This is a genomic window from Rhodopseudomonas palustris BisB18 (assembly GCF_000013745.1).
Lineage (GTDB): Bacteria > Pseudomonadota > Alphaproteobacteria > Rhizobiales > Xanthobacteraceae > Rhodopseudomonas_A > Rhodopseudomonas_A palustris_F.
Genome location: NC_007925.1, coordinates 1,036,613 through 1,057,111 on the forward strand (window position 1 = coordinate 1,036,613; position 20,499 = coordinate 1,057,111).

A 20,499-nucleotide genomic window follows, 5' to 3' on the forward strand; every position below is an offset into this window, starting at 1 on the left:
TTGCTGTGCGACGCTTAGGCAAATTTTAAGTCGCGGCGCGTAGGTTGGTTTTCAGAGTTGAGTGGTTGAGAGTTTGTGAGTACGCCATGACAGAGCCCCATCGCCCGAGGGTCAAGTATGTCATCGGGCCTGACGGCAGTCCGTTAACGATTGCCGATCTGCCAGCGCCCGGGACAAAACGGTGGGTCATCCGCCGTAAGGCCGAAGTGGTTGCCGCGGTTCGCGGCGGCCTGTTGTCCCTCGAAGAAGCCTGCAGCCGTTATACGCTGACCGTCGACGAATTCCTCTCCTGGCAGTTTTCCATCGACCAGCATGGTCTCGCCGGGTTGCGGACCACTCGGATCCAGCAATACCGCCAATAAATCCAACGGAAATCATTGGCATCTCCGATCAGACCGGGCTCCCGCGAGGGAGTCCGGTTTTGTCGTGCGTTTCTTTACCGGCGTTAAGGAACGTTAACGATATTGAAACCATCCCATAGGCAAGATTTGCCTAGTCGGCTGCGATCGTGCCGAGGCTGAGGGGCTGGTTCGTGCAGGGTCTGGTGAGCTTTCTAAAAGGTCTGGGCGCAGCCCGCCTGATGGCGATGATCGCGGTCACCGCCGCGTTGATCGGATTCTTTGCCTTTGTCATCATGCGGGTCACCACGCCGCAGATGACGACCCTGTTCACCGACCTCAGCGTCGAGGATTCCTCCGGCATCATCAAGGACTTGGAACGCCAGGCGATCCCCTTCGAAATCCGCAACGAAGGCAGCGTGATCATGGTGCCGAAGGACAAGGTGACGCGGCTGCGGATGAAGCTCGCCGAGGGCGGGCTGCCCAAGGGCGGCGGCGTCGGCTACGAGATCTTCGACAAGTCGGATGCGCTGGGCTCGACCAGCTTCGTTCAGAACATCAATCATCTGCGCGCCCTGGAAGGCGAGCTAGCCCGCACCATCCGGGCGATCGACCGGATCCAGGCCGCCCGCGTCCATCTGGTGCTGCCGGAGCGGCCGCTGTTCTCGCGCGAGACCCCGGAGCCGTCGGCCTCGATCGTGCTGCGGGTGCGCGGCGCGTTGGAGCCGCAGCAGGTGCGCGCCATCCGCCATGTCGTGGCCTCAGCGGTCAACGGGCTGAAGCCGCAGCGGGTGTCGATCGTCGACGAGGCCGGGCAACTGCTCGCCGACGGCGCCGCCGGCGATCCGGCCAGCGACGGCGCCACCGGCGACGAGCGCCGCGCCGGTTTCGAGAAACGGATGCGTAACCAGGTCGAGGCGATTGTCTCCTCCGTGGTCGGCAGCGGCCGGGCGCGGGTCCAGCTCACCGCCGACTTCGACTACAACAAGGTGACGCAGACTTCCGACAAGTTCGATCCCGAAGGACGGGTGCTGCGCTCCAGCCAGTCGCGCGAGGAATCCTCGCAGACCGCCGCCGCCAATGACGGCCAGGTCACGGTCAACAACGAGCTTCCCGGCGCACAGGCCGGCGCCGGCGCCGCAGTGGCCCGCGACCAGAGCAAGAAGAGCGAAGAAACCAACAATTATGAGATTTCGCGCGTCACCAAGACCGAGATTACCGAGGCCGGACGGGTCAACAGAATCTCCGTCGCGGTGCTGGTCGACGGCATCTACGGCAAGAACGACAAGGGCGAGATGGTCTACCAGGAGCGCAGCAAGGACCAGCTCGACCGCATCGCGGCGCTGGTGCGCTCTGCGATCGGCTTCGATCAGAAGCGCGGCGACCAGGTCGAGGTCGTCAACCTGCGGTTCGCCGAGGCGCCCTCGGTGCCGCCGGTCGCCGAGCCGGGCGGCCTGCTCGGCATGGTGCAATTCACGAAGGATGATGTGATGTATGTCATCGAGCTCGCGGTGATGATGCTGCTCGGCCTGGTGGTGATGTTCATGGTGATCCGGCCGCTGGTGCGGCGGATCCTCGCCGCCGAGCCTGGCGCCGCCGGTGCCAACGGCGTGCCGGCGCTCACCGACGCCAGCGGCACGGCGATCGGGCCCGACGGCCTGCCGCTGGTCGCGCCCGGGCCCAACATGATCGACATCGCCCAGGTGCAGGGACAGGTCCACGCCCAGTCGGTGCACCGCGTCGGCGAACTGGCCGACCGCAACCCCAACGAAACCGCCGCCATTGTTCGCCAATGGCTTCAGGAGCCGGCGTAACCCGACATGGCCGTACCCCAGACCACCAACGCCAGCAACGAGGACATCGCCAGCGTGGTCGCCAACCTGGCGATGCGCCAGGGCAATCGTCCCGCAACCAAGCCGCTGAGCGGGCCGAAGCGCGCCGCGATGCTGATGCTGGCGCTCGGCGAGCAGTACGGCGGCAAGGTCTGGGCGCTGCTCGACGACGACGAGGTGCGCGAATTGTCGTCAGTGATGTCCTCGCTCGGCACCATCGAGCCGGAGGTGGTCGAGGACCTGTTGCTGGAATTCGTGTCGCGGATGTCGGCGTCCGGGGCGCTGATGGGCAATTTCGACGCCACCGAGCGGCTGTTGCAGAAATATCTGCCGTCCGACCGGGTCAGCGGCATCATGGAAGAAATCCGCGGCCCGGCCGGCCGCAACATGTGGGAAAAGCTCTCCAACGTTCAGGAGGAGGTGCTCGCCAACTACTTGAAGAACGAGTACCCGCAGACCACCGCGGTGGTGCTGTCGAAGCTGAAGTCCGAGCACGCCGCCAAGGTGCTGTCGATCCTGCCGGAGGACATGGCGCTCGACGTGATCGGGCGAATGCTGAAGATGGAAGCGGTGCAGAAGGAAGTGATCGAGAGCGTCGAGAAGACGTTGCGCACCGAATTCATGTCCAACCTGTCGCAGACAAGGCGCCGCGACGCCCACGAGGTGATGGCGGAGATCTTCAACAATTTCGACCGTCAGACCGAGACCCGCTTCATTACCTCGCTGGAAGAAGACAATCGCGAAGCCGCCGAACGCATCAAGGCGCTGATGTTCACCTTCGACGATCTGGTCAAGCTCGACGCCGGTTCGGCGCAGACCTTGATGCGCAACGTCGACAAGGACAAGCTCGGCATCGCGCTGAAGAGCGCCAACGAGGAGGTCCGCTCGTTCTTCTTGGGTAATATGTCGACCCGCGCCGGCAAGATGCTGCTCGACGACATGGCGGCGCTCGGACCGGTGCGACTGCGCGACGTCGACGAGGCGCAGGCGTTGCTGGTCAATCTGGCGAAGGACCTCGCCGCCAAGGGTGAAATCGTGCTGACCAAGAACCGCGCCGACGACGAACTGGTGTATTGATGACTGCTCCTGCAAAATTTCTGTTCGATGTGGATTTCGGCGAGCCGGACAAGTCTCGCGAGAAGGCCGCGACGCCGGCCGAGATCGCCGCGCAGGTCGCCGCAGCCGAGGCGGCTGCGTATCGCGCCGGTTACGACGCCGGCCAGCACGAGGCCAAGGCGGAGAGCGATCGCCGCGTGGCGCTGGCGATCGAAGAGATCGGCATCGGCATGCGCGGCATCGCGTCGCGGTTCGCCGGCATCGAGGCGCGGATGGAAACCGAGGCGGTCGAGGTCGCGGTGGCGGTGGCGCGCAAATTGTGCGGCGAACTGATCGCCGAGCAGCCGTTGACCGAGGTCACCGCGCTGATCGGCGATTGCTTCCGGCAGCTGGTCTCGACCCCGCACATCGTGATCCGGGTCAACGACATGCTGTACGACGCCGCCCACGAGCGGATCGAACGGATCGCCAAGCAGAGTGGTTTCGAGGGGCGCCTGGTGATCATGGCGGAGCCCGAGATCGTCCAAGGCGATTGCAAGATCGAATGGGCCGACGGCGGCGTGATGCTGGAGCGCGCGGCCACCGAGGCAAAAATCAGCGAACTGGTCGGACGCTATATGGCGTCGCGCAACGATACCCCCGGACAATGAGGATTTGAACGATGGCCGACAATGACAGCCAGGTGCCGTTGCCCGATCTCAATTCCGCCGATGCGCCGCCGCTCGGCGACGTCGGCTACAGCGACGACGAACAGGTCTCGCGGATCGCCGCCGATCTCGAAGCGGTGTTCGACGTGCCGGTGCAGGTGTCGGCCGTGCTCGGCCGCTCCAAGATGGACGTCGGCGAATTGTTGAAGCTCGGCCCCGGCACCGTGCTGGAACTCGACCGCAAGGTCGGCGAAGCGATCGACATCTACGTCAACAACCGCCTGGTGGCGCGCGGCGAGGTGGTGCTGGTCGAGGACAAGCTCGGCGTCACCATGACGGAAATCATCAAGGCCGAGCGCGCCTAACGCAAATCAACCGGCTGGGCGCGACGGGCGCGGCAGACTGACAGGAGACATCCATGCGGCTTCTCATCGTTGGCACCTTGAAGGGTCAGCTCACGACCGCCACCAAGATCGCCATGGACAACGGCGCCTCGGTGACGCATTCGGAAAACAACGAGCAGGCGATGCGGGTGCTGCGCGGCGGCAAGGGCGCCGACCTGCTGTTGGTCGACGTCGCGCTGGACATCCGCGACCTGGTGATGCGGCTCGAGGCCGAGCACATCCACGTGCCGATCGTGGCCTGCGGCATCGCCAACGACGCCCGCGCCGCGGTCGCCGCGATCCACGCCGGCGCCAAGGAATACATCCCGCTGCCGCCGGATCCGGAACTGATCGCCGCGGTGCTGGCCGCGGTGGCCAACGATTCCCGCGAGCTGATCTATCGCGACGACGCGATGGCCAAGGTGATCAAGCTGGCGCAGCAGATCGCCGGCTCCGACGCTTCGGTGATGATTACCGGCGAGAGCGGCACCGGCAAGGAAGTGCTGGCGCGCTACGTGCACAGCCGCTCCAACCGTGCCAAGAAGCCGTTCATCAGCATCAACTGCGCGGCGATCCCCGAGCATCTGTTGGAATCCGAATTGTTCGGCCACGAGAAGGGCGCCTTCACGGGTGCTGTGGCGCGGCGCATCGGCAAGTTCGAAGAGGCCACCGGCGGCACGCTGTTGCTCGACGAAATTTCCGAAATGGACGTTCGGCTGCAATCCAAATTGCTGCGCGCGATCCAGGAGCGAGTGATCGACCGCGTCGGTGGCACCCGCCCGGTGCCGATCGACATCCGCATTATCGCCACCTCGAACCGCAATCTCGCCGACGTGGTGCGCGAAGGCACCTTCCGCGAAGATTTGTTGTTCCGGCTCAACGTCGTCAACCTGAAGATCCCGCCGTTGCGCGAGCGTCCGGCGGACATTCTCGAACTGGCGCAGCATTTCGCCAAGAAATACGCCGACGCCAACGGCGTGGCGCTGCGGCCGATCTCGGCGGAGGCGCGCCGCGTGTTGAGCAGCAACCGCTGGCAGGGCAACGTCCGCGAATTGGAAAACACCATCCATCGCGCGGTGCTGATGGCGCAGGGCGACGAGATCGGGCCCGAGGCGATCATTTCGCCGGATGGCGATCGGCTCGACCTGCCGAAGACCGCGCCGGCGGTGGCGCACGCCACGCTCGCCGCCGAGCAGGTGACCCGGGCGCTGGTCGGCCGCACCGTCGCCGACGTCGAGCGCGATCTGATTTTGGAGACGCTGAAGCATTGCCTCGGCAACCGCACCCATGCGGCCAACATTCTCGGCATCTCGATCCGCACGCTGCGCAACAAGTTGAACGAATACGCCGACGGCGGCTTGCCGGTGACGCCGGCCGGCTCCGGCGAATTCCGCGCCTTCGTGGCGACGGCGTAACGGCGCGGCAGCGGCTCGCAGAGTTAGACTTTATGGTGCCCCGGATGCAGCGCATTCGATAGTTCGGTGCGCCCGTCCAAAAGAAGGCCGTCATTCCGGATTGCGAGGTCGCAAGACCGAGCAAGTCCGGAATCCATACTCCCTGCAGGGGTTATGGATTCCGGGCTCACGCGCCGCTCACGCGGCTCGCGCCCCGGAATGACGATGTGTTTTTTGGGCGCATCAACCCCGCGGAAGAAATCGCGACACGGTCACGAATAATCCGGCGCGTTGGGATTGCGGAAAATCCGGATCGGCTCGCCCGGCGTCAGCTTCGGCGCGGTCAGCACCGCATAGGCATAGAGCGCCAAATAGAGAATCGCCAGCGCGCCGATCGCATAGAACAGCCAGGTCGCGACGCGCCTCATGTCGACTCCGCAGTACACATTGCGGCCGACCTTATAGCGTCGCACTCGCCGCTGTCCCAGCGCAAATCCGCCGCGCGCGGCTTACTTGCGGACGTCGATGCTGCGCAGAATAATCCCGGCCGGATGGCCCTCGAGTTCCGACTTGAGAAACTTCTGCGCCGCCAGCGCCTCGATGCTGGCGCGCAGCCGCATGAATTGCGGTTCGCGCTGGTTCGCCGGGGTGCGCGCCGCGCCCTCGAGCGCGTCCATCGCCGTGGTCGACACCGCGCAGTCGATCTCGGTGTCGTCGTCCATCATCGAAAACAGCACGACCGAACGATCGCAGTCGTAGCTGCGGAATTTGCCGCTGGTGAGCGCCATCTGGATCTCCTTGAGTGGTCGAGCAACGCCGGATGGCGCCGCCGCGCGAGCACGGCGGCTGTCATCCCAAGTGTTGTTATCCCAAGTCTTGTTATCCCAAGTCTTGTTATCCCAAGCGTTGTTATCGCTTCTTCGCCGGCGGCGGGTTGATCTCGTCGATCCGCGACAGGCAGGCGGCTTCGGTAGGATGCGGCCCGGAGACGAAGGTGCCGCTGACCTTGGTGCTGTACCAGCCGGATTCGACGCCGAGGCGAAGCGATTCCTCGGCGAGGACGTGGCGTGGAGAGAGCTTTTGCATGGTGCGGACCTTTCGAGGAGCGCCGGATCGGGCCGGTGCGAGCGGTTGAGAGTGTGGGCGAAGCAGAGCGTCAGATTGGCGCGGCGCCAGCGTCGACGCGGCGCGCCTCCGCCAGATCGGTCGCCGCGATCGAAATCATTTCCAGCGAGGATCGATACGGCGCAGCACCCGGAATGGTGATCATCGTCGCGACCCGGCGAAACACCGGAAACGACAAGCCTTCGATCATCTCGTCGTCGGTGACGACCTCATAGGCGCCGGCCGGCAATACGCGTTCAATGCCGGGAAGCCGAAACGGATGCCGGAACGTAACGGTTTCGCGGCGCGATCTCATGGTCATAAAGACCTTCCTGCATGCCAAGTTCGGCAGCGTGATCGCAATGGCAAAGCGCGGAATGCTGGGCATCATGCGCCGTTCTGCCCGCAATAGCCATCGCTATGTTGTGAACCGCACTTTACGGCCGCCCGAGCCTTGCTTTTGCCCCTGTCATGGCCATTTGTGGAAGATACGCGACGCGAAGCCGGACCGGCTGGCGGCGATCGGCACGGCTGCCCCGCGGTGAACCGTCATCGCGGTCGAGCGCCGGCTGCTGGTGGCGATCGCGACGAGCACCCTCTCGCATTCGGAAAGATCAGCATGAAACTTCGCGTCGGCTACGAGATGATCTACGAGTTCCCGCAGCCGACCCCGATGATCATGGTGCTCGGCGTGCACTTCACCCGCGCCTCCGACGTCATCGTGCCGGATTTTCTCACCGTGACGCCGGCGGTGCCGATCTCGCCATATCGCGACATGTTCGGCAATTGGTGCAGCCGCATCATCGCGCCGCAAGGCCGGGTGCGGCTATTCGCCGACGGCATCGTCCGCGACCTCGGCGTGCCGGACGTCGCCCATCCCGATGCGATCCAGCACGCGGTCGAGGACCTGCCGCCGGACACCTTGGTGTATCTGCTCGGCAGCCGTTATTGCGAAACCGACCGGTTGTCCGACATCGCCTGGAAACTGTTCGAAAACACGCCGCCCGGCTGGGCGCGGGTGCAGGCGATCTGCGACTACGTGCACCACCATATCGCGTTCAACTATCAGCATGCCCGCGCCACCCGCACCGCCTATGAGGCCTATCAGGAAGGCCAGGGGGTATGCCGCGACTACGCGCATCTGGCGGTAGCGTTCTGCCGCTGCATGAACATCCCGGCGCGCTACTGCACCGGCTATCTCGGCGACATGGGCACGCCGCAGCCCTGGGGTGTCGGCGATTTCGCCGGCTGGTTCGAAGCCTATCTCGGCGGCAAGTGGCACACCTTCGATCCGCGCAACAACGTGCCACGGCTCGGCCGGGTGTTGATCGCACAGGGCCGCGACGCCGCCGACGTGCCGATCACCCAGACCTTCGGCCCGAACAACTTGGTCAGCTTCAAGGTGTGGACCGACGAAATCGTCGAACAGGGCGAAGAGGCCGCCGTTGCGGCGCGCTAACCTCCGAGGCGTCGCCGGGCAACGATCGGAGCGGTCCGGCAATGCCTCTCAACGGGTCGTCCCTGCGTAAGCAGGGACCCATCACCCCTGGCGGGCGTGGTGAAGAACTAATCTTTGCTCCGCTGTAAAAGAGAGTCCGCGCCGTATGGGTCCCTGCGTGCGCAGGGACGACGCGCTGAAATGCTGCGGCCATGCGTGGTCGCGGTGTATGCCGCTCATTGCTCGATGCTCCGTGTTCCGTGCTCAGGATTCCGGCTGCGCGCTACGCGCTGTCGTTGTCGCAGCGCAAGCTCGCGCCGTCATTGTTCGGCGTAGTCGATGAGTTCCCGTTCGCCTGCCGTCGCCGCTTCAGCGCGATCACCTCGGTGATATCCGAGTTGCCGGCAGATTTGATTTGGATCAAGCTCGCCGGACCAATCTCTGAGCATTGTCGCCGCGGGCGCGGCCCTGAAGCCGTAATCAATCACATTTCAAATCGAGATCACCCATGTCGGCTGTTGGCCATGACAAGGGCGACCACCCGCGTCGTCGACGCATGGAGGTGTTCGCCTTCTTTCTGCTCGTCGCGGTGTTGATGCCGGCGCTCGCGGTCGCGACCGTCGGCAGCTACGGGCTCACCGTGTGGATCTATCAGTCGATCGCCGGTCCGCCGACGAAGTAAGCCGTCTTGCCCAAGGAGACCATCGTGCCAAAGCATCCCGCTATCGATCGCCGCGCGCTGTTCGCCGGCCGCTTTACTAATCCGAACGCCGTGGTGCGTCCGCCCGGCGGCGAGATCGCCAGCATTTTGGTGCAGGCCCGTCCGGAACGGCTCGACGACGTCGCCACGGCGATCCTGGCGATGGCGGGCTGCGAGGTGTTCGCCCGCGATCCCAAGGGCAAGCTGGTGGTGGTGATCGACGCCGAGGATTCCGGCGTGATCGGCTCGACGCTGAATAACATCGCGCTGCTGCCAAACGTGTATTCCGCCGCGCTGGTGTTCCACGCCATCGAGGCCGGCTAGGCCAACTCGCCTTCCAAACACATCACCCTCTGCCGCGGCAAGGAAACCTCATGACAACTCCCAAGCTCGATCGCCGTCAGGTGTTGAAACTCGAAGCCGCCGCGATGGCGGCGCTGGCCGGCGGCATTGCAATGCCGGCCGCTGCAGCCAATCTCGTCACCGAACGCGCGGTCTCCGAACTGAAATGGGACAAGGCCGCCTGCCGCTTCTGCGGCACCGGCTGCAGCGTGATGGTGGCGACGAAGGAAAATCGCGTGGTCGCCACCCACGGCGACACCAAGTCCGAGGTCAATCGCGGACTGAACTGCGTGAAGGGCTATTTCCTCTCCAAGATCATGTACGGCCACGACCGGCTGACCCAGCCGATGCTGCGTAAGACCGACGGCAAATACGACAAGAACGGCGAGTTCATGCCGGTGTCGTGGGACGAGGCCTTCGACATCATGGCGGAAAAATTCAAGGCGGCGCTGAAGAAGCGCGGCCCGAGCGGCGTCGGCATGTTCGGCTCCGGGCAGTGGACGGTGTGGGAAGGCTACGCCGCGTCGAAACTGTTCAAGGCCGGCTTCCGCTCCAACAACATCGATCCGAATGCCCGGCACTGCATGGCCTCGGCGGTCGCGGGCTTCATGCGCACCTTCGGCATCGACGAGCCGATGGGCTGCTACGACGACATCGAAGCCGCCGACGTGTTCGTGCTGTGGGGCTCCAACATGGCGGAGATGCATCCGCTGTTGTGGACCCGGGTCACCGACCGAAGGCTGTCGGCGCCGCACGTCAAGGTCGCGGTGCTGTCGACCTTCGAGCACCGCTCGTTCGACCTCGCCGATCTTGGCCTGGTGTTCAAGCCGCAGACCGATCTGGCGATCCTCAACGCCATCGCCAACCACATCATCAAGACCGGCCGGGTCAACAAGGACTTCGTCGCCAAGCACACCACCTTCAAGCGGGGCCAGACCGATATCGGCTACGGCCTGCGCCCCGAGCATCCGTTGCAGAAGGCCGCCACCGGCGCCGCCAAGGCCAACGACGCCACCGATATGAGCTTCGAGGACTACGCCGCCTTCGTCGCCGACTACACCATCGAGAAGGCGTCGCAGATTTCCGGCGTGCCGGCCGCCAAGATCGAGGCGCTGGCCGAGCTCTATGCCGACCCCAACACCAAGGTCACCAGCTTCTGGACCATGGGCTTCAATCAGCACACCCGCGGCGTCTGGGCCAATAACCTTGCCTACAACCTGCATCTGTTGACCGGAAAAATCTCCGAGCCCGGCAACAGCCCGTTCTCGCTGACCGGGCAGCCTTCGGCCTGCGGCACCGCGCGCGAGGTCGGCACCTTCTCGCATCGGCTGCCGGCCGACATGGTGGTGACCAACAAGAAGCATCGCGACATCGCCGAAAAAATCTGGAAGCTGCCGGAAGGCACCATTCCGGACAAGCCCGGCTATCACGCCGTGCTGCAAAGCCGGATGCTGAAGGACGGCTTGCTCAACGCCTATTGGGTGCAGGTCAACAACAACCTGCAGGCCGGCGCCAACGCCAATGAAGAAACCTATCCGGGCTTCCGCAATCCGGACAATTTCATCGTCGTCTCCGACGCCTATCCGTCGGTCACCGCGCTCGCCGCCGACCTGATCCTGCCGACCGCGATGTGGGTGGAGAAGGAAGGCGCCTATGGCAATGCCGAGCGCCGCACCCAGTTCTGGCATCAGCTGGTCAGCGCGCCGGGGCAGGCTCGCTCCGACCTGTGGCAGCTGATGGAATTCGCCAAGCGCTTCAAGATCGAAGAGGTGTGGACCGAAGAGCTTTTGGCGAAGAAGCCGGAAGTTCGCGGCAAGACCATGTACGACGTGCTGTATCGCAACGGCCAGGTCGACAAGTATCCCTCGTCCGATATCGAGGCCGGCTATCTCAACGACGAATCCAAGGCGTTCGGCTACTACGTGCAGAAGGGGCTGTTCGAGGAATACGCCTCGTTCGGCCGCGGCCATGGCCACGACCTGGCGCCGTTCGACGACTACCACCGCGAGCGCGGCTTGCGCTGGCCGGTGGTGAACGGCCAGGAGACCCGCTGGCGATTCCGCGAGGGCTCCGACCCTTACGTCCAGCAGGGCGCCGGCGTGCAGTTCTACGGCTTCCCGGACGGCCGCGCGAGAATCTTTGCGCTGCCCTACGAGCCCGCGGCGGAAGCTCCCGACGCCGAATTTCCGTTCTGGCTCTCCACCGGCCGCGTGCTGGAGCATTGGCACTCCGGCACCATGACGCGGCGCGTTCCCGAACTCTACAAGGCGTTCCCCGAAGCGGTCTGCTTCATGCATCCGGACGACGCCGCCGAGCTCAAGCTGCGCCGTGGCGACGAGATCAAGGTGGAGTCGCGCCGCGGCTTCATCCGTACCCGGGTCGAGACCCGTGGCCGCAACAAGCCGCCGCGCGGGCTGGTGTTCGTGCCGTGGTTCGACGAAGCGCAACTGATCAACAAGGTGACGCTGGACGCCACCGATCCGATCTCGCTGCAGACCGACTACAAGAAATGCGCGGTGCGCATCGAACGGGTGACCGCGTCATGATCCGAAAATCCTCTCTGCTCGCTGTGGTCGTCGTGATGGCGGCGGCCTCCACTTCGCTGCTGGCGCAGAACGTCTCGTCCGGCCTGCGCGGCGACACCCCGCTCAACGATGAAGGTCCGGCGGCGATGATGACGCCGCAGCGCAACACCTCGGAGCGCGAGACCCGCAACTATCCGGAGCAGCCGCCGGTGATTCCGCATACCACCGAGGGCTATCAGATCGACATCAACGGCAACAAATGCCTGTCGTGCCACGCCCGCGCCCGCACCACGGAATCCAAGGCGCCGATGGTCTCGATCACCCATTTCATGGATCGCGACGGCCAGTTTCTGGCCTCGGTGTCGCCGCGGCGGTATTTCTGCACGCAGTGCCACGTGCCGCAGCACACCGCCAAGCCGCCGGTCGGCAACGACTTCACCGACATTGATTCTGTGCTGAGCCACGTGGCGCCCGGGGGCCGGCGATGACTGCGATCGACCCTTCGGCGCCGCGCCGCTCATGGCTGGCGCGGGCCTGGCAGTTTCTGAAAGATCTGTGGCAGGTGCTGCTGCGGCCGAGTTCGGTGTTCGGGCTCGGCGTGCTGGTGCTGGCGGGATTCGTCGCCGGCATCGTGTTCTGGGGCGGCTTCAACACCGTGCTGGAAGCCACCAACACCGAGAAATTCTGCACCGGCTGCCACGAGATGCGCGACAACGTATTCGCCGAATTGAAGCCGACCATCCACTTCTCGAACCGCTCCGGCGTCCGCGCCAGCTGCCCGGATTGCCACGTGCCGCACAATTGGACCGACAAGATCGCCCGCAAGATGCAGGCCTCGAAAGAGGTCTGGGGCCATCTGTTCGGCTCGATCGACACCCCGGACAAATTCCGCGAGAACCGGCTGGAGCTGGCGATGCACGAATGGTCGCGCTTCAAGGCCAATGATTCGCTGGAATGCCGTAACTGCCATAGCGCAGCCTCGATGGACATCACCAAGCAGTCGCCGCGCGCTTCGGTGGCGCATCAGCGCTATCTGTTCACCGGGGAAAAGACCTGCATCGATTGCCATAAGGGCATCGCCCACCATCTGCCCGACATGCGCGGGGTGCCCGGCTGGCAATAAGAGTCCGGTCCCTCAGCCTCGTGTCCCGGGCGCGGTGCAGCGCGCAGCGTTGCTCCGCAGAACCGGGACCGTCACGAGCAGCCGCGTTCGTCACGGCCCCGGATCAACAGCGCAGCACGCCGCATCGGCGGCGCGCTGCGCTACCTACATCCGGGGAACGGTGGTTGTGCCGCCCGGGCGGCTTGCACTGCCCGCCTGAATGGTTAGCTTGCGGAAGCCGAATCGCGGCAGCTTCCCTGCCGGCACTCCGAGACCGCATGCCCACATTCACCCCGCACCAGGACTCCGCGCTGAAAGCCGTCGCCGATTGGCTGAAGGCCAAGCCCGGCCGCGGCTCGACGCCGCCGGTATTCCGGCTGTTCGGCTATGCCGGCACCGGCAAGACCACGCTGGCGCGCCACATCGCCGACGGCGTCAACGGCGAGGTGAAATTCGCCGCCTTCACCGGCAAGGCCGCGCTGGTGATGCGCAACAAGGGCTGCGACAACGCCTCCACCATCCATTCCTTGATCTACCGCACTCGCGAGAGCGGCGTCGAACAGCCGAGTTTCGAGCTGTGGGACGACGCCCCGGCCTCGAAGGCCAAGCTGATCGTGATCGACGAATGCTCGATGGTCGACGAGGAATTGGGCCGCGATCTGATGTCGTTCGATTGCCCGCTGTTGGTGCTCGGCGATCCGGCGCAGCTGCCGCCGATCCAGGGCGGCGGCTTCTTCACCGATTGCGAGCCCGACGTGATGCTGACCGAGGTGCATCGCCAGGCCCAGGACGATCCGATCGTTCGGCTGTCGATGGACGTCCGCGAAGGTCGCGACCTCGACATCGGCCGCTATGGCGAGAGCGAGGTGATCTCGCGCACCGAGCTCGATCCGCAGCGGGTGATGAACGCCGATCAGGTGCTGGTCGGCCGCAACAACACGCGGCGGGCCTACAACACGCGATTTCGGCTCAGGCTGAACATCGAGGATCCATTGCCGGTGGCCGGCGACAAGCTGGTCTGCCTGCGCAACAACCGCAAGAAGGCGCTGTTCAACGGCGGGCTATGGCGGGTCAAGGCGCGCGCCGCGTCGAAATCGAAGATCATCACCATGCGGTTGTCGCCCGACGAAGATTTCGGCGGCCGCGTCACCAAGGTCTCGGTGCGCGGCGATTGCTTCGGCGGCGCGATCGAGCAGATCCCGTGGGAGCAGCGCAAGCCCTATGACGAATTCGACTATGGCTACGTGCTGACGGTGCACAAGAGCCAAGGCTCGCAATGGGACGACGTGGTGCTGTTCGACGAGAGTTTTGCGTTCCAGGAAAGCCGCGCCCGCTGGCTCTACACCGGCATTACCCGCGCCGCGAAGCGGCTCAGCATCGTGATTTGATCTTCTTTGCCTTCTGCCCTCGCGGACAGAGGCGAAGCGAGCAAAACCATTTGGCGACTGGGCTCTTCGAAAGCAGCCCCCACCCCAACCCTCCCCCGCAAGCGGGAGAGGGGGCTCGCCGAGTTCGTTGCGATGTTTCCGTACATCTTTGGCGTTGGAGGCAAATATTCTGAGCGTGCCCCAGCGGCAGCGCGCTCCCTCTCCCGCTTGCGGGGGAGGGTTGGGGAGGGGGCGTCACGCGAAGGGAGGGGGCGTAACGCGGACTGACTCGCGGCGCGCTCCTCACCATGAGGGAGCAGCGGCGCTAATCCTTCTTCGTCGCCACAAACGTCATCCGCGACGGATTGTGCCCGATATTGTTCGGCGCGCGGGCCGCGGTGAAGCCGGCGGCGGTGAGCTTGCCGATCATCTCGGCCTCGGCGTAGCGCTGCAGCCCGATCTTGCTGCGCAATTCGCGATAGTCCGACAGCGCGGTGCGCGCCAGTCCCCACAGCGCGTCCTTGACGAAGCCGTGCGCCAGCGCGAAGCGCAACAGCGCGGCGACGTCCTGCGCCATGCCGACGTCGGGCCGCAAGATATCGCCGACCACCAGCTGCCCGCCGGGCTTCAAGAGCCGGCCGACCACCATCAGCGCGGTGTCGAGTTCCTGCGCGGTCATATATTGCGCGACCGAATTCATCACCGCGAGGTCGACGGAGTTCTCCTCCATGTTGCGCAACTCGTCGAGCGAGCGCACCCGGATCTTGATGTTGGGCGCGAAGCGGGCGATCAGCCGGCCGCGCACGCCGGGCGCCGGCTCCGCCAGGATCAGCCGGGCGCAGGCCTCGGCGACCCGGCCGGCCGACAGCGCCTCGCCGCAGGCGTAATCCAGCACGGTGGCCTCGGCCGAAGGGATATAGCCCACGATGTCCTCGGCGATCTGCCGGAAATGCACGTCGCGGTGCAGCTTGCTGACATAGATCGTGTGCGTGGAGTCGTAATAGTCGATCCAGTCGTCCATCGTGATTTGGCCCGTTCTGAGATCCGCACCCCTTGTTCCAATTTTGGAACCGACGGCGGTTTGGCGCGTTGAGGTCTAGAGCGTTTCGAAGGCTTGTGAAAGCGTCGGCTTGCTCTGTGAAATTTGACGCAATAGCTCGGTGGGGTGCGCGACGCGATTCGTTGCGCCCGGCCGAATGTTCCGTTTTGTACCATGTCATAGGAAGGTAAATCGTGACCAAATCAAAGACATCCGATGTCGCCGCCGAACTCGACACCCCCTCCGACCTGCCGCAGCAGGCCGTCGACAAGATCTCCGCGACGCTGAACGTGCTGCTCGCGGACGCCTTCGCGCTGTACCTGAAGACCAAGAATTTCCACTGGCACGTCAGCGGCCGGCATTTCCGCGACTATCACCTGATGCTCGACGAGCAGTCCGACCAGGTGTTGGCCACCACCGATCTCCTGGCGGAACGGGTGCGCAAGATCGGCGGCACCACGCTGCGCTCGATCGGTCACATCGCCAAGTTGCAGACCCTGCAGGACAACAACGACGCCTATGTGCCGCCGCAGCAGATGCTGATTGAATTGATGAACGACAACAAGAAGGTCGCCGCCGCGATGCGCAGCGCCCACAAGGTCATCGACGAGCTCGAGGACGTCGCCACCGCGAGCCTGTTGGAAAACTTCATCGACGAGACCGAGCGCCGCACCTGGTTCCTATTCGAGGCCAGCCGTCAGGAGGGCGGTAACGAGGGGTAGGCACGCGTGCGTCCGGCCTGATGCAACGACAACAACAATGATCAGGCGTTGCCCCTCATGCGACGATGCCCGGGGCGCTTCCCGGGCGTCGTCGCATCAAACGTTTGACCGCGTGGCGGGTTGCCAATTTACGACGACGCCTCAGCGCCACAGCCGGGTCAGCGGTCCGGCCTCGCCGAACACCGGATCGCTCGCGGGGACCGGCACTTGCGGGATCGTCTGCAGGGCTCTGCGGTAGCTGTCCGGCGTCGGCCGCGTCACCTGCATCGTATCGCCCGGCGGATAGGCGCCGACCACCTGAAAATCGTGGCTGGCGAACAGGCTTTTGTGACCGGTGCCGGCGGGCAATATCGCGACGTCGCCGATGCCGAGTTGCACGGCTTCGCCGCGTTCGCCGCCGAACAGCACCAGTGCATGGCCGCGGGCCACGCCGAGCGCCTCGTGCACCGTGGCATGGTAGTGCTGGAAATCGAAGACGCCGTCGCGCCACAGCTGCCCCCAGCCGTTGCGCCCGAACAGCTCTTCGATGCTCCGCGCGGGATCGGTCCGCGGCACCTCGATCGCGCGCTTGTAAACCACCAGCGGCAGCGCGTTGTTCGGCACCAGCCCGTCGTCTTCGAACAGGTAAGTCAACGGTTTGATATGGTCGCGCGTGTCGGTCATCTTGGCTCCGGTGAATGCTCGCCGGACTAACTTCAGGCGGCGGCCGACGTTCCCGTCGGAACCGGAAACACCAGGCATGTCGTCGTGGCGTGCGCCAGCAAGCGGCCCTCGGCGTCGGTGATCCGCGCCTCCGCGGTGGCGGTGCGGCGGCCGACATTGAGCGTGCGGCCTTCGGTGCGCACCGCGCCGCTGTCCTGGGTCATGCCCTTGATGAAGCTCACCTTGAATTCCAGCGTGGTGTAGCCCTGGCCCGCCGCCAACATGGTATGCACCGCGAGCCCCATCGCCGAATCCAGCAAGGTCGCGGCGTAGCCGCCATGCACCGAGCCGATCGGATTGTAGTGCCGGAACGCGGGGATGCTGTGGATCACCACTACGCCGGGCTCGGCGCTGCAGTCGAACGGCTCGATGTGCTGCATGATCGGCGGCGACGGTAGCCGCCCTGCGAACATCGCCCGGACGAACTCGATCCCCGGCATCGCCGCCATGACGTGGGTCGGGGTGACGTCGTAGGCGATGGCAGGCGAGGCGCGGTCGTCCATGGCGTGCTCCCGAGTTTGTTATGATGACGGTCATCATACAAAATGGCGAGCCGCCGCGCCAGCGAATTTGCCAGGCAGGGGTGTCGTCGGATCAGCTCGGCGCGCCAACTTCAACGGCGTCATCCTGAGAGCCGATTGGACGACGCGAAGCGCCGTCCGAGCGGCCTCGAAGGATGCGCTGCAGGCGCCTTGGTCCGTCATCCTTCGAGACGCCCGGCTTCGCGCTATCGCGCTTCGCCAGGCTCCTCAGGATGACGACTCTGAGAGCGCGGGAACAGTCAGCCGCCTACGCGCTCTTCTTCGCCCGCATCAGATCGGCGAAGCGCTTGAACAGGTAGTGCGAATCCCGCGGGCCGGGCGAGGCCTCGGGGTGGTACTGCACCGAGAACACCGGCTTGTCGGCGAGCGCGATGCCGCAATTGCTGTCATCGAACAGCGAGACGTGGGTCTGCTGCACGTTGCCCGGCAGCGTGGTCTTGTCGACCGCGAAGCCGTGGTTCATCGAGGTGATCTCCACCTTGCCGGTGGTGATGTCCTTGACCGGATGGTTGGCGCCGTGATGGCCCTGATGCATCTTTACGGTCTTGCCGCCGAGCGCGAGACCCAGCATCTGGTGGCCGAGGCAGATGCCGAAGGTCGGCACGCCCGAGGCGATCACGTCCTTGATCACCGGCACGGCATATTTGCCGGTCGCCGCCGGATCGCCGGGGCCGTTCGACAGGAACACGCCGTCGGGCTTCATCGCCAGAATGTCTTCCGACGAGGTGGTCGCCGGCACCACGGTGACCTTGCAGCCTTCACCGGCGAGCAATCGCAAAATGTTGCGCTTGATGCCGTAATCGATCGCCACCACGTTGAATTCCGGCGCGGTCTGTTGGCCGAAACCCTCGTTCCAGATCCACGGCGTCTCGTCCCAGGTGAAGCGCTGCCCGGAGGTGACCATCGGCACCAGGTCCATGCCCTCGAGGCCGGGCCATTCGCGGGCTTCTTCCTTCAGCGCGTGCAGCTCGAATTCGCCGTTGCGGGCGTGCGCGATCACCGCGTTGGGCATGCCCTTGCTGCGGATCAGCGCGGTCAGCGCGCGGGTGTCGATGCCGGACAGGCCGATGATGCCGCGGGCCTTCAGCCAGGCGTCGAGATGGCGCGAGGAGCGATAATTCGACGGATCGGTGATCGCGGCGCGCAGGATCACCCCGCGGGCGCCCGGCGTCGCCGCCATGTTCACGGTCTCGATGTCGTCGTCGTTGGTGCCGACATTGCCGATATGCGGGAAGGTGAAGGTGATCAATTGCCCGGCATAGGACGGATCGGTGAGGATCTCCTCATAGCCGGTCATCGCGGTGTTGAAGCAGACTTCGCCGACCGCATGGCCCTCCGCGCCGAGGCCGAAGCCCTCGAACACGGTGCCGTCGGCAAGCACGAGGAGCGCGGTCGGTTTGTGGTCCGGCCAGGCTTTGTTGGTTTCTGAGGCTGTCATGAGCCCATTACATAATGAACGGCTCCGCGCCCGTCAAAGCCGGAAGCCGGCGATTCGCCGGTTTCGGCGAGATTTGACAGCGGGGCCGCGCCATCTAGGCTGCGCCGCGCGGGGGTCGGGGCGGATTCGCCTTAGCGTTCGCACGGCGGGAGGACAAATGAACAATTCGATGCCGATTCTGCTGATTCCTGGGCTCGGCGGCTCGCCGCGGATCTACGCCCCGGTGATTCCGCAGCTATGGCGCCACGGCCCGGTGACCGTCGCCAACCATCTCCGCGACGACTCCATCGGGGCGATCGCGCGGCGGATTCTCGCCGAAGCGCCGCCGCGCTTTGCGCTGGCCGGGCATTCGATGGGTGGCTACATCGCCTTGGAGATCATGCGGCAGGCGCCGGAGCGGGTGGCCAAGCTCGCCTTGCTCAACACCCAGGCGCGGCCGGACAGCGACGAGGCCAAGGAGCGCCGCCGCCGCCAGATCGAAGCCATCAAAGCCGGCAGCTATAGCGAGGCGGCGGCAGCGCTGTATCCAGGCTTGGTGCATCCGTCGCGGCATGGCGACGCCGAACTGCTGGCCGTGGTCGAAACGACGGCCGAGGACGTCGGCCCGGAGGCGTTTACGCGCCAGCTGGTCGCCATCATGGGCCGCTCGGATTCCCGCGCCACGCTGGCCAAGATCACCTGCCCGACGCTGGTGCTGACCGGCGACCAGGACAACACCATCCCGAACGTCTTGTCGGTGGAGTTGGCCGACGGCATTGCAGGCGCCAAGCTGGTGACGCTGGCGGATTGCGGGCATCTGCCGCAGCTCGAGCGTCCCCGCGAGACCACCGCGGCGCTGCTCGACTGGTTGCGGATCTGAGTTGTCACACCCGGTCGCAGCGTCTACATCAGGCCGCAACAATTCAGGCGTCATTGCGAGCGAAGCGAAGCAATCCAGGGCTGCGAGGCAGAGCTGGATTGCTTCGTCGCTTCGCTCCTCGCAATGACGAACGTGAGGAGAGTTAGATGTTGCGCGAGAATATCAACAACGCCGTCAAGGACGCGATGCGGGCCAAGGACGAGCGCAAGCTGTCGACGCTGCGGATGGTCAATTCGACCATCAAGAACGCCGACATCGAGGCGCGCGGCCAGGGCAAGCCGCCGCTCGCCGACGGCGAATTGCTCAGCGTGCTGCAGAAGATGATCAAGCAGCGCCAGGAATCCGTCGAGCTCTACGACAAGGGCGGCCGCGCCGAACTCGCCGACGCCGAGCGCGCCGAGATCGCCATCATCTCAGGCTATCTGCCGCAGCAGATGTCGGAGGATGAGGTCAAGGCGGCAATCGCCGCGACCATTGCCGACCAAGGCGCCGCCGGCATCAAGGACATGGGCAAGGTGATCGGCGCCCTGAAGGCGAAATACGCCGGCCAAATGGATTTCGGCAAGGCCAGCGGGTTGGTCAAGGCGGCGCTGACGGCGGGCTAGGGCAGTTTCGACTGGATCGAAGCAGCCAACCCAAATCAGTCGTCATTCCGGATTGCGAGTTCGAAGAACGAGCAAGTCCGGAATCCACACTCCCTACAGGGGTTATAGATTCCGGGCTCGCTCGCAGCTGACGCTGCTCGTGCCCCGGAATGACGGCGTGCGAATCTTGAAGCGCAATCGCCGCGCTCCGAAAGCTGCTGAGACGGGAACTCTTTGCCCCGGCTAAATACACCCCGGCCGGTCGAGCGCGCGCGGTTCCGCGCATCGCAGCGCAGCAACACGCATTTGCGATCAGCGCGCGATTGACCCAGCGCAACGCGAGGCAAACACTCGCGACGAACAACAAGAACTAATCATCTGGGAG

At 64.7% G+C, this 20,499-nt stretch carries 25 protein-coding genes; 17 read left to right on the plus strand and 8 right to left on the minus strand.

The features are described 5' to 3' along the window. The first annotated feature begins 86 nt into the window (after nt 1-86). The 6 genes from RPC_RS04725 to RPC_RS04750 all read left to right on the plus strand — a co-directional run bounded on the left by RPC_RS04725 (nt 87) and on the right by RPC_RS04750 (nt 5,671). A complete protein-coding gene (locus RPC_RS04725) occupies nt 87-362 on the plus strand; it encodes a DUF1153 domain-containing protein (RefSeq protein ID WP_002714638.1) in 276 nt (91 codons plus the stop codon). 170 nt (nt 363-532) lie between these two features. Next, nucleotides 533-2,152, plus strand: coding sequence for a flagellar basal-body MS-ring/collar protein FliF (fliF, locus tag RPC_RS04730; protein WP_011471418.1), 1,620 nt, complete (start codon nt 533-535; stop codon nt 2,150-2,152). 6 nt (nt 2,153-2,158) lie between these two features. Continuing rightward, on the plus strand, nt 2,159-3,247 hold the full coding sequence (fliG, locus tag RPC_RS04735; RefSeq protein ID WP_011471419.1) for a flagellar motor switch protein FliG: 1,089 nt from the start codon (nt 2,159-2,161) through the stop codon (nt 3,245-3,247). Further along, nucleotides 3,247-3,876: a FliH/SctL family protein gene (locus RPC_RS04740; protein ID WP_011471420.1), complete on the plus strand. Its 630-nt coding sequence runs from the start codon at nt 3,247-3,249 to the stop codon at nt 3,874-3,876. The genes fliG and RPC_RS04740 overlap by 1 nt, the downstream gene beginning before the upstream one ends. An 11-nt stretch (nt 3,877-3,887) precedes the next feature. Then, entirely contained in the window at nt 3,888-4,238 is a 351-nt protein-coding gene (gene fliN / locus RPC_RS04745) for a flagellar motor switch protein FliN (RefSeq protein WP_011471421.1), read from the plus strand. Nucleotides 4,239-4,291: 53 nt separating this feature from the next. After that, nucleotides 4,292-5,671, plus strand: a complete 1,380-nt coding sequence (locus RPC_RS04750; RefSeq protein WP_011471422.1) for a sigma-54-dependent transcriptional regulator FlbD — start codon at nt 4,292-4,294, stop codon at nt 5,669-5,671. A gap of 251 nt (nt 5,672-5,922) precedes the next feature. On the opposite strand, the gene RPC_RS26420 is transcribed toward RPC_RS04750, so the two are convergent. The 4 genes from RPC_RS26420 to RPC_RS04765 form a co-directional block, all read right to left on the minus strand. Further along, nucleotides 5,923-6,078, minus strand: coding sequence for a hypothetical protein (locus RPC_RS26420; protein WP_011471423.1), 156 nt, complete (start codon nt 6,076-6,078; stop codon nt 5,923-5,925). A gap of 81 nt (nt 6,079-6,159) precedes the next feature. Further along, entirely contained in the window at nt 6,160-6,438 is a 279-nt protein-coding gene (locus RPC_RS04760) for a DUF1488 domain-containing protein (protein ID WP_011471424.1), read from the minus strand. 121 nt (nt 6,439-6,559) lie between these two features. Continuing rightward, nucleotides 6,560-6,736 (minus strand): hypothetical protein, encoded by a 177-nt coding sequence (locus tag RPC_RS26425; RefSeq protein WP_167532053.1) that lies wholly within the window; start codon nt 6,734-6,736, stop codon nt 6,560-6,562. A gap of 70 nt (nt 6,737-6,806) precedes the next feature. Next, the gene (locus RPC_RS04765) at nt 6,807-7,076 is read right to left on the minus strand and encodes a hypothetical protein (protein ID WP_011471425.1); all 270 of its coding nucleotides are present in this window, start codon (nt 7,074-7,076) and stop codon (nt 6,807-6,809) included. Between RPC_RS04765 and RPC_RS25960 the strand changes: the two genes are divergently transcribed. The 8 genes from RPC_RS25960 to RPC_RS04800 all read left to right on the plus strand — a co-directional run bounded on the left by RPC_RS25960 (nt 7,069) and on the right by RPC_RS04800 (nt 14,249). Then, complete coding sequence (locus tag RPC_RS25960; protein ID WP_157043132.1) at nt 7,069-7,299, plus strand: hypothetical protein; 231 nt, start codon at nt 7,069-7,071, stop codon at nt 7,297-7,299. The two genes, RPC_RS04765 and RPC_RS25960, sit on opposite strands and share 8 nt — an antisense overlap. 74 nt (nt 7,300-7,373) lie before the next feature. Beyond that, nucleotides 7,374-8,213, plus strand: coding sequence for a transglutaminase-like domain-containing protein (locus RPC_RS04770; RefSeq protein WP_011471426.1), 840 nt, complete (start codon nt 7,374-7,376; stop codon nt 8,211-8,213). A 487-nt stretch (nt 8,214-8,700) separates the two neighbouring features. After that, the gene (napE, locus tag RPC_RS04775; protein ID WP_011471427.1) at nt 8,701-8,874 is read left to right on the plus strand and encodes a periplasmic nitrate reductase, NapE protein; all 174 of its coding nucleotides are present in this window, start codon (nt 8,701-8,703) and stop codon (nt 8,872-8,874) included. A gap of 24 nt (nt 8,875-8,898) precedes the next feature. Next, nucleotides 8,899-9,216: a chaperone NapD gene (locus RPC_RS04780; protein ID WP_011471428.1), complete on the plus strand. Its 318-nt coding sequence runs from the start codon at nt 8,899-8,901 to the stop codon at nt 9,214-9,216. Nucleotides 9,217-9,266: 50 nt separating this feature from the next. Continuing rightward, nucleotides 9,267-11,780 carry a nitrate reductase catalytic subunit NapA gene (gene napA, locus RPC_RS04785; RefSeq protein WP_011471429.1) on the plus strand — a complete coding sequence of 838 codons (2,514 nt, stop codon included), beginning with the start codon at nt 9,267-9,269 and terminating at the stop codon, nt 11,778-11,780. Further along, the gene (locus tag RPC_RS04790) at nt 11,777-12,247 is read left to right on the plus strand and encodes a nitrate reductase cytochrome c-type subunit (RefSeq protein WP_011471430.1); all 471 of its coding nucleotides are present in this window, start codon (nt 11,777-11,779) and stop codon (nt 12,245-12,247) included. Before napA ends, RPC_RS04790 begins: the two co-directional genes overlap by 4 nt. Continuing rightward, the gene (locus RPC_RS04795) at nt 12,244-12,882 is read left to right on the plus strand and encodes a NapC/NirT family cytochrome c (RefSeq protein WP_011471431.1); all 639 of its coding nucleotides are present in this window, start codon (nt 12,244-12,246) and stop codon (nt 12,880-12,882) included. The genes RPC_RS04790 and RPC_RS04795 overlap by 4 nt, the downstream gene beginning before the upstream one ends. A gap of 257 nt (nt 12,883-13,139) precedes the next feature. Then, nucleotides 13,140-14,249 carry an ATP-dependent DNA helicase gene (locus tag RPC_RS04800; protein WP_011471432.1) on the plus strand — a complete coding sequence of 370 codons (1,110 nt, stop codon included), beginning with the start codon at nt 13,140-13,142 and terminating at the stop codon, nt 14,247-14,249. A gap of 304 nt (nt 14,250-14,553) precedes the next feature. On the opposite strand, the gene RPC_RS04805 is transcribed toward RPC_RS04800, so the two are convergent. Beyond that, entirely contained in the window at nt 14,554-15,249 is a 696-nt protein-coding gene (locus RPC_RS04805; protein ID WP_011471433.1) for a class I SAM-dependent methyltransferase, read from the minus strand. A 212-nt stretch (nt 15,250-15,461) separates the two neighbouring features. Between RPC_RS04805 and RPC_RS04810 the strand changes: the two genes are divergently transcribed. Continuing rightward, nucleotides 15,462-15,989, plus strand: a complete 528-nt coding sequence (locus tag RPC_RS04810; protein WP_011471434.1) for a Dps family protein — start codon at nt 15,462-15,464, stop codon at nt 15,987-15,989. Nucleotides 15,990-16,130: 141 nt separating this feature from the next. Here RPC_RS04810 and RPC_RS04815 read toward each other — a convergent pair whose 3' ends face one another. The 3 genes from RPC_RS04815 to carA form a co-directional block, all read right to left on the minus strand. Next, on the minus strand, nt 16,131-16,652 hold the full coding sequence (locus RPC_RS04815; RefSeq protein WP_011471435.1) for a cupin domain-containing protein: 522 nt from the start codon (nt 16,650-16,652) through the stop codon (nt 16,131-16,133). Between the two features lie 32 nt (nt 16,653-16,684). Next, nucleotides 16,685-17,194, minus strand: a complete 510-nt coding sequence (locus tag RPC_RS04820) for a PaaI family thioesterase (protein ID WP_011471436.1) — start codon at nt 17,192-17,194, stop codon at nt 16,685-16,687. A 286-nt stretch (nt 17,195-17,480) separates the two neighbouring features. Continuing rightward, nucleotides 17,481-18,671 (minus strand): glutamine-hydrolyzing carbamoyl-phosphate synthase small subunit, encoded by a 1,191-nt coding sequence (carA, locus tag RPC_RS04825; RefSeq protein ID WP_011471437.1) that lies wholly within the window; start codon nt 18,669-18,671, stop codon nt 17,481-17,483. Between the two features lie 157 nt (nt 18,672-18,828). Between carA and RPC_RS04830 the strand changes: the two genes are divergently transcribed. Both RPC_RS04830 and RPC_RS04835 read left to right on the plus strand, forming a co-directional pair. Beyond that, nucleotides 18,829-19,530: an alpha/beta fold hydrolase gene (locus tag RPC_RS04830; protein WP_011471438.1), complete on the plus strand. Its 702-nt coding sequence runs from the start codon at nt 18,829-18,831 to the stop codon at nt 19,528-19,530. Between the two features lie 146 nt (nt 19,531-19,676). Then, the gene (locus RPC_RS04835; RefSeq protein ID WP_011471439.1) at nt 19,677-20,135 is read left to right on the plus strand and encodes a GatB/YqeY domain-containing protein; all 459 of its coding nucleotides are present in this window, start codon (nt 19,677-19,679) and stop codon (nt 20,133-20,135) included. Nucleotides 20,136-20,499 lie beyond the last annotated feature (364 nt).